The organism is Fodinibius sp. (assembly GCF_041642155.1).
Taxonomy (GTDB): Bacteria; Bacteroidota; Rhodothermia; order Balneolales; family Balneolaceae; genus Fodinibius.
This window is the reverse complement of sequence record NZ_JBEPWZ010000133.1, coordinates 1-7,665: the sequence shown is the minus strand read 5'-3', so window position 1 is coordinate 7,665 and position 7,665 is coordinate 1. Positions and strand designations below refer to the sequence as shown.

General features: G+C 50.5%; 8 protein-coding genes. 1 reads left to right on the top strand and 7 read right to left on the bottom strand.

The window, feature by feature from the left end:
• From ACESLU_RS08945 to rpsL, 4 genes are all read right to left on the bottom strand, one after another.
• Nucleotides 1-127 (bottom strand): GTP-binding protein (locus tag ACESLU_RS08945; protein WP_372636169.1); only part of this gene is annotated, 127 nt, incomplete at its 3' end.
• Nucleotides 128-148: 21 nt separating this feature from the next.
• Nucleotides 149-2,293 (bottom strand): elongation factor G, encoded by a 2,145-nt coding sequence (gene fusA / locus ACESLU_RS08940; protein ID WP_372638115.1) that lies wholly within the window; start codon nucleotides 2,291-2,293, stop codon nucleotides 149-151.
• Nucleotides 2,294-2,320: 27 nt separating this feature from the next.
• The gene (gene rpsG / locus ACESLU_RS08935) at nucleotides 2,321-2,788 is read right to left on the bottom strand and encodes a 30S ribosomal protein S7 (RefSeq protein ID WP_372638113.1); all 468 of its coding nucleotides are present in this window, start codon (nucleotides 2,786-2,788) and stop codon (nucleotides 2,321-2,323) included.
• A 34-nt stretch (nucleotides 2,789-2,822) separates the two neighbouring features.
• A complete protein-coding gene (rpsL, locus tag ACESLU_RS08930) occupies nucleotides 2,823-3,194 on the bottom strand; it encodes a 30S ribosomal protein S12 (protein ID WP_142715967.1) in 372 nt (123 codons plus the stop codon).
• 195 nt (nucleotides 3,195-3,389) lie between these two features.
• Between rpsL and recG the strand changes: the two genes are divergently transcribed.
• Entirely contained in the window at nucleotides 3,390-5,459 is a 2,070-nt protein-coding gene (gene recG, locus ACESLU_RS08925; protein WP_372638111.1) for an ATP-dependent DNA helicase RecG, read from the top strand.
• Here the strand turns inward: recG and ACESLU_RS08920 are convergent.
• From ACESLU_RS08920 to ACESLU_RS08910, 3 genes are all read right to left on the bottom strand, one after another.
• The gene (locus tag ACESLU_RS08920) at nucleotides 5,444-5,548 is read right to left on the bottom strand and encodes a DUF6364 family protein (RefSeq protein WP_372638109.1); all 105 of its coding nucleotides are present in this window, start codon (nucleotides 5,546-5,548) and stop codon (nucleotides 5,444-5,446) included. The genes recG and ACESLU_RS08920 overlap by 16 nt on opposite strands.
• 69 nt (nucleotides 5,549-5,617) lie before the next feature.
• Nucleotides 5,618-6,088 carry a DUF4112 domain-containing protein gene (locus ACESLU_RS08915; protein ID WP_372638107.1) on the bottom strand — a complete coding sequence of 157 codons (471 nt, stop codon included), beginning with the start codon at nucleotides 6,086-6,088 and terminating at the stop codon, nucleotides 5,618-5,620.
• Nucleotides 6,089-6,262: 174 nt separating this feature from the next.
• The coding region (locus ACESLU_RS08910; RefSeq protein ID WP_372638103.1) for an EF-Tu/IF-2/RF-3 family GTPase at nucleotides 6,263-7,665 on the bottom strand (1,403 nt) is incomplete at its 5' end.

The following is a 7,665-nucleotide window of genomic DNA, read 5'->3' as shown; positions in this document are numbered from 1 at the left end:
CTCCCCCGTAATGCTTGGCCATCACCGTCGTGATCGCGGCCGTCAGCGTCGTCTTCCCGTGGTCCACGTGACCTATCGTTCCTATGTTTACATGCGGCTTATTGCGTTGAAATGTCTCTTTTGCCATAATACTTTTTGTTAATGATGTTTATGCTCTGGATTCTATAATTTCTTTTTCGAGATTTTCGGGTACTGCCTTGTATTCAGCAAACTCCATTGAAGAAGTAGCACGGCCCTGAGTCATGGACCGAAGATCGGTCGTGTAACCGAACATTTCGGACAAGGGTACTTTAGCCCTGACCACCGAGCCCTCTCTGTTGTTATCCATCTTACCGATGATTCCACGCCGTCCATTCAGGTCACCAATCACGTCTCCCATATACTCTTCGGGAGTGATCACTTCTACATCCATAATGGGCTCCAGAATAGCCGGCTTGGCTTTTCGCGCTGAATTTCGGAATGCCAGCTTAGCACATAGCTCAAAGCTGAATGCATCCGAATCGACATCGTGATAAGAGCCGTCGTACAGACGCACTCCAACATTTTGAACGGGATAATCCGCCTGGATTCCACCGCTCAAGGCTTGCTTGAAGCCTTTTTCCACGGAAGGGATGAATTCGCGGGGAATATTACCGCCGACGATTTCATCAATAAACTTAAAGCCTTCACTTACGGAAACATTGTTGTCTTCCTCATCATACTCTTTGAAATGATCGAGGGGACCAATTTCAAACTCCATATCCGCAAATTTACCGCGTCCACCGGACTGCTTCTTGTAAATCTCGCGGTGCTCTATACTGGAGGTAATCGTCTCGCGGTACGACACCTGCGGTGCTCCCACATTGGCTTCTACCTTAAATTCGCGCTTAAGCCGGTCTACAATAATTTCGAGGTGAAGCTCTCCCATACCGGCAATGGTCGTCTGACCGGTCTCTTCATCCGTCTTTACTTCAAAGGTCGGGTCTTCCTCCGCAAGCTTAATAAGCCCCGTAGTCAGTTTTTCGGCGTCAGCCTTCGACTTGGGCTCGACCGCCAGTTTTATGACCGGCTCGGGGAAGGTAATCTCTTCCAGGAGAATAGGCTCGTCAATATCGCAGAACGAATCTCCGGTGCGGACCTCCTTCACGCCAACCGCGGCCGCGATATCCCCGGCGCGAACAATGTCGAGATCCTTTTTGTCATTGGCGTGCATCTCAAGGATGCGTCCAATACGCTCTTTATTGCCGGTCGTAGCGTTATAGATATACGACCCTTTTTCAAGCGTTCCGGAATAGACCCTGAAGAACGTCAGCTTCCCTACATAGGGATCCGACATAATCTTAAATGCGAGCGCCGAAAACGGCTCTTGCACGCTGGGCTTGCGCTCCAGCTTTTCTTCATGATTTTCAGGGTTTTTACCTACGATAGGAGGGATATCGTAAGGACTCGGCATATACTTTATGATCTTGTCCAGCAGGGTTTGCACGCCCTTGTTCTTGAGTGCCGACCCGCACATGACCGCCGTAATATCGCGGTTCAGGGTGGCTTCCCGAATGGCCTCTTCAACTTCTTCTTCACTAATTTCTTCATCCATCAGATACTTTTCCATCAAAGCATCATTATGGTCGGCAACAGCTTCGAGCATAATCTTGCGATACTCTTCCGCCTTTTCCTTCAAGTCGTCAGGGATGTCAATCTCCTCATACTCCATCCCAAGCGACTCTTCGTCCCAAATAATACCGCGCATCTGTATAAGATCAACAACACCGCGGAACGTTTCTTCCACCCCAATGGGAATCTGAATAGGAATAGGATTCGCTTTTAGCTTCTCCCGCATTTCTTCTACAACATTAAAAAAGTCGGCTCCCGTACGATCCATCTTATTGACAAACGCCATACGGGGAACGTTATACTTGTTGGCCTGCCGCCAAACCGTCTCCGACTGGGGCTGCACCGCACCGACAGAATCAAAAACGCCGATTACGCCGTCAAGTACACGCAGGGATCGCTCGACCTCAACCGTAAAGTCAACGTGGCCGGGGGTATCAATGATATTAATGCGGTGATTCTTCCAGATACAGTGGGTGGCTGCAGAAGTAATGGTAATGCCCCGTTCTTTCTCCTGCTCCATCCAATCCATCTGAGAGGCGCCGTCGTGCGTTTCACCTATGCGGTGCGTAATACCCGTGTAATAAAGGATACGCTCGGTAATCGTTGTCTTACCGGCATCTACGTGCGCAGCAATACCGATATTACGCGTCCGCTTTATCCGGTCTACAATTTCTGGATCTGTTTTCGTCTTCGTTTCAGCCATTACTATAAATTAATCTCTGTAAATCGTTTAGAATCTAAAATGGGCAAATGCCTTGTTCGCTTCTGCCATGCGGTGCACCTCATCTTTCTTTCGCACCGCGCCGCCTTCGTTATTGGCAGCATCCAACAGCTCCCGTGACAAACGTCGGGCCATTGACTTGTCGTTGCGACCCGAGGATGCACTGATAATCCATCGCATGCCCAGGGCCGTGCCGCGATCGGGCCGCACTTCAACCGGCACCTGGTAGGTGGAACCGCCCACACGCCGAGACCGAACCTCCACAACCGGCGATACATTGCTAAGGGCATTTTTAAATACTTCCATCCCCTCTTCACCGGTCTGTTCTTCAATAATTTCAAAAGCCTGGTAGAGAATTTTTCGGGCTACATTTTTCTTGCCGTCTCTCATCAGGTTATTTACAAACCGCGTGACCAGCTTGTCACCAAACACCGGATCCGGCTGAACGTCACGCTTATCTGCTGTCTTTCTTCTCATATTCTTATCGGTTTAATTCCCACTCAACAATGACTTAATTCGGTTTTTTGGTACCGTATAGACTCCGGCCCTGCTTGCGATCTTCTACGCCGGCCGTATCGAGGGTACCGCGCACAATATGATACCGCACACCAGGCAAATCCTTTACCCGGCCTCCGCGAACAAGCACAATGCTGTGCTCCTGCAAATTATGTCCCTCTCCCGGGATATAGGCCGTTACCTCATAACCATTTGTTAACCGCACACGAGCCACCTTACGCAAAGCCGAGTTTGGCTTTTTAGGCGTAGTAGTGTAAACTCGTACACAAACCCCGCGTTTTTGCGGACAGTTTTCCAAAGCAGGAGACGTGGTTTTACTCTGCTTGCTTTTTCTACCTTTACGAATAAGTTGTTGTATTGTAGGCACGATTTAAACGCTTAATTGATTTTTCGGTCGAACAAGAGTTGCCAATGATAAGGAATTATGGGGTAATATTGCAAGAAAAAACTGCCTTTTTCTTTTCTTTTTCCCGCCAGGGATTCATTTCTTTAGATAGGCGTGTCAAACCTGCTTAAAAACCAATAATTTAGTAGTATATTAATATATATCAGTATATCTATTTTGAAATTACTTGATCTGCCCGGCTTAAATACAAAACGGATAAAGGCGCTCGCTGAGAGCGGGATCTACAGTATTCTCGACCTGTTAAATTTTTTGCCCCGCAGGTATATCGACCGTACGACCGTCTCTCCCATCCGTGCGCTCAGCGGTTCCGGGGAAGAGACCACGGTAGTGGGAAAAATCAAAGGAATTCAGCACAAAGGCTACGGTCGCAAAAAACGGCTGGAGGTGATCATCCAGGACGATACGGCCGCACTGAAAGGCGTCTGGTTCAAGGGCGGCCATTATATAAAGAAACAGTTCTCAGAGGGACAACTGGTGGCGTTTTTCGGAAAGGCAAAAAAATATGGGCGCTATCTCTCCATGGCCCACCCTGAGGTGGATACCCTTGGCGATGAATCGGAAGTAGAGGATCTTCAGCAAATTGTGCCGATCTATCCGGGTAATAAATCCTTCTCAAAGACCTATATTAACAGTAAGCTGATCCACCGCTGGCAGAAGGTTATCCTCAAGCATGAACATCCGCCGGAGTTCCTGCCGGATGATATCCTTAAAGAACACCAGCTTCCCGTGCGGCATAAAGCCTACCGGATGATTCATCTGCCCGCATCCGAGTCGGACTACAAAAAAGCCTTCAAGCGGTTCAAGTTTGAAGAACTGTTCCTGTTTGAGCTGAGCGTTGCCAAAACGAAACATGAGGTTATCGAAAAGAACAGGGGACATCTGTTCGGGGATCTCGGCAATTATACCCGTCGTTTTTTTAACGAGGAACTACCTTTTGAACTGACAGAGGGACAAACTTCAGCGCTTTCGGATATCAAGCGAGATGTGCGGTCGGGCAAACAGATGAACCGGCTGATCCAGGGCGACGTGGGCTCCGGGAAAACGGTCGTGGCGATTGGTGCTATTCTGATGGCCCTCGACAACGGCTTTCAGGCGGCATTCATGGCCCCCACCGAAATCCTGGCGGAGCAACATTTTCGCACGCTTTCGGAGTTTCTGGACCCGCTGGATATAACTATCCGCCTGCTGGTGGGCAACCAAAAGAACAGCCTGCGGACCGATATACTGACCGATATTGAGGGGGGCGCCTGTAATGTGGTCGTGGGGACCCACGCCGTCATACAGCAGGAGGTCAGCTTTCACCGGCTGGGACTGGCGGTTATTGACGAGCAGCACCGGTTCGGGGTAAGGCAGCGGGCGGAAATCCTGACAAAAGGCTCTCATCCCCACGTGCTTGTGATGTCGGCGACCCCTATTCCGCGCTCACTGGCGATGACGCTGTACAGCGACCTGGATATCTCTGTTATCAGGGGATTGCCCGGGGGACGCAAACCGGTGAGGACGGCCGTTCGTCCCCAAAAGAAGCACCCGGCTATCTACGATTTTATGGAGCGGGAGCTGGCAGAGGGCGGACAGGCGTATGTGGTCTACCCGCTGGTGGAGGAATCGGAAAAGATGGATCTCAAGGACGCCACGGCCGGGTATGAAAAGCTCAAAAAACATTTTGCCGATTTTAATGTGGGATTGATACACGGTCAGATGAAATCGGAAGAAAAGGATGCGGTGATGCAGCAATTTGTTGCCCGTAAAATACAGGTGCTGGTCTCTACGACGGTCATCGAGGTGGGGGTGGATGTCCCCAACGCCAGCATCATGGTGGTGGAGCACGCGGAACGGTTCGGACTCTCCCAGCTGCACCAGCTGCGGGGACGTATTGGCCGTGGCGAGAGACAGAGCTATTGCATCCTGGTACACGGACAAAAGGTCAGCAAAGAGGGATGGTATCGCCTTAAAAAAATGATCCAGACCAACGACGGTTTTGAAATTGCGGAGGCGGATCTGAAGCTACGCGGTCCGGGGGATTTTCTGGGGACCAAACAGAGCGGACTGCCGGAGTTTAAAGTGGCTGACATAATCGAAGATCAATGGATCCTGGAGCAGGCCAAATCGGCTGCCTGGAAGGTGATGAGTGAGGACCCTGGTTTAACGCAGTCGAACCACCGGGAGCTCAAAAAGGTATTTGTGCCCTACTATAAAGAGAGGAGCCGGTTTTACGGGATGGGGTGAGAAGTGGGCGACGTACCTTTTTGCTTGGCATGTTGTTTTGCTCTTTTAATCAGCGAGTCGTCTAACCGGAGCGTTAATTTACTTTTCATATCTGTTAGACGTATTGTTTTATGTACATAATACGTCATCCTAACAAAGGAAAGCAAGAGAAATTTCGTTTACAAAATAGCTCTGACGACAGCGGCAATCAGCCACCCTATCAATACCAGCAAAGCGATGATCATCCCTATCACGCCAATAGCGACGGCCCAAAGCATCCAGCGGCTGTGGCGTTCGGTGGCCGCGGCATCCTCCCGGTACTCTTCCAGGAGTTCGGCATTGCGGATATTGGCCTTCCAAGCCACATCAAACAGGTCGCCCAACAGTGGGATCGCTCCAATCACGACATCCAACAGTATATTAAATCCCATCCGGAGCAGTACCGAGGGCGCCAGGCGGGCATTCACGCCCATCACAATAAAGTAGGTGGATATCATGCCGGCGATCCAGTCGCCCGCACCGGGAATGAGACTGATAACCGGGTCCAGTCCAAACCGGATGTTGGTGCCCGGAATCGTAAAGCGGCTGTCGAGCCACTCGGCGAGTTTCTGAGCATGTGGCGATTGTGATCGTTCTGTCTTTTTTGCCATTTTATAAGTCCAATATAAGAATCCTTGAAAAACCAGGAGTTTTAGCCCATATCAAAGCCTGAGCGTATTTAAAACCACAGCATATAATTCAATATGTGAGGATTTTAAATGCGCGAAAATGCAGAGATTGAGCAAAAATACGGTTTTGCAAAGGGTTCTGTAACTCCCTTACCCTTAGGCAAACTCCTTACGCTTCTCGGCTCGCTTGCGCTCATTGGGATCCAGGTACATTTTGCGGATGCGCAGGCTCTTCGGGGTAACCTCCAGCAGCTCATCGTTGTCAATAAATTCAATATGCTGCTCCAGGCTCATCTTCCGGGCCGGGGCAATCTTCACGGCATCCGCACTTTGGGTCGCACGATGGTTGGTAAGGTTCTTTTTCTTCACCACATTCACCACCATGTCATCCGACCGGTTGTTGATACCGACCACCTGTCCCTGGTACACCGAGTCGCCCGGCTCCACCAGAAATACGCCCCGGTCCTGCAGTCCTTCCAGGGCATAGCTGGTTACTTCTCCCTTTTCCAGGGCAATAAGCACTCCGCTGTTGCGGCCCGGTATTTGGCCCGCAAAAGGCTCGTAGCTGTCAAACTGCTGGTGCATGATGCCCGTGCCCCGGGTTTCCGTCAGCATTTCGCCGCGGAACCCAATAAGTCCCCGGGACGGGACCTTGAATGTGAGGCGGTTGTTTTCGCCCTCCTGGGTCATCGAGGTCATAATGCCCTTGCGCTGCTGCAGGTTATCAATCACGCGGTTGCTGTAATCCTGGTGTACATCCACCACCACCTCTTCAAAAGGTTCGTGGCGCTGCCCGTCCACTTCTTTATACAGCACTTCGGGACGTGAAACGGCAAACTCATAGCCTTCCCGACGCATGGTCTCTGTCAGTATCGCCAGCTGAAGTTCTCCGCGGCCGGAAACTTTAAATACGTCCGGGTCGTCGGTCTGTTCCACCTGTATAGAGACATTGGTACGAATTTCGCGCAGCAGGCGGTCTTTAATCATATTCGAGGTTACATACTCGCCCTCCAGTCCAGCAAAAGGGGAATCATTCACGCGGAAAAACATCGCCATCGTCGGCTGATCGATATCATAATAGTCGATGGACGTCATATCGGAGATATCGGTGAGGGTATCGCCGATATCCACTTTTTCATATCCCGCCAGGGCAAAGATATCCCCCGCCACAGCTTTTTCCACCGGCTCGCGTTTGAGTCCCGTGAAGGTAAACAGTTTTGTCGCGCGGGCTTTCTCTTTGAGTTCCCCGTTGCGATTTAACAGCGCAATCTGCTGGTTCACCTCGATGGTGCCCTGTTCCACCCGTCCGATGGCAATACGTCCCACATAGTCATTCCAGTCAATACTGCTGACCAGCATCTTAAAGGGAGCGTCCACATTTTGCTCGGGCGGCGGAATTCGCTCTATAATGGTTTCAAACAGCGGAACCAGGTCTTCATTGTCATCCTCAAGCTCATACTTCGCAATGCCATTGATGCCTTCCGCATAGATGATGGGAAAATCAAGCTGGTCATTCGTAGCATCCAGCATCACGAAGAGGTCGAAAATTTCGTTTAATA

What these genes read in the sequence shown, in the direction of transcription:
- fusA (WP_372638115.1), bottom strand. Translation starts at nt 2,293, where the DNA reads ATGGCTGAAACGAAGACGAAAACAGATCCAGAAATTGTAGACCGGATA.
- ACESLU_RS08915 (WP_372638107.1), bottom strand. Translation starts at nt 6,088, where the DNA reads ATGGCAAAAAAGACAGAACGATCACAATCGCCACATGCTCAGAAACTC.
- rpsG (WP_372638113.1), bottom strand. Translation starts at nt 2,788, where the DNA reads ATGAGAAGAAAGACAGCAGATAAGCGTGACGTTCAGCCGGATCCGGTG.
- ACESLU_RS08920 (WP_372638109.1), bottom strand. Translation starts at nt 5,548, where the DNA reads ATGAAAAGTAAATTAACGCTCCGGTTAGACGACTCGCTGATTAAAAGA.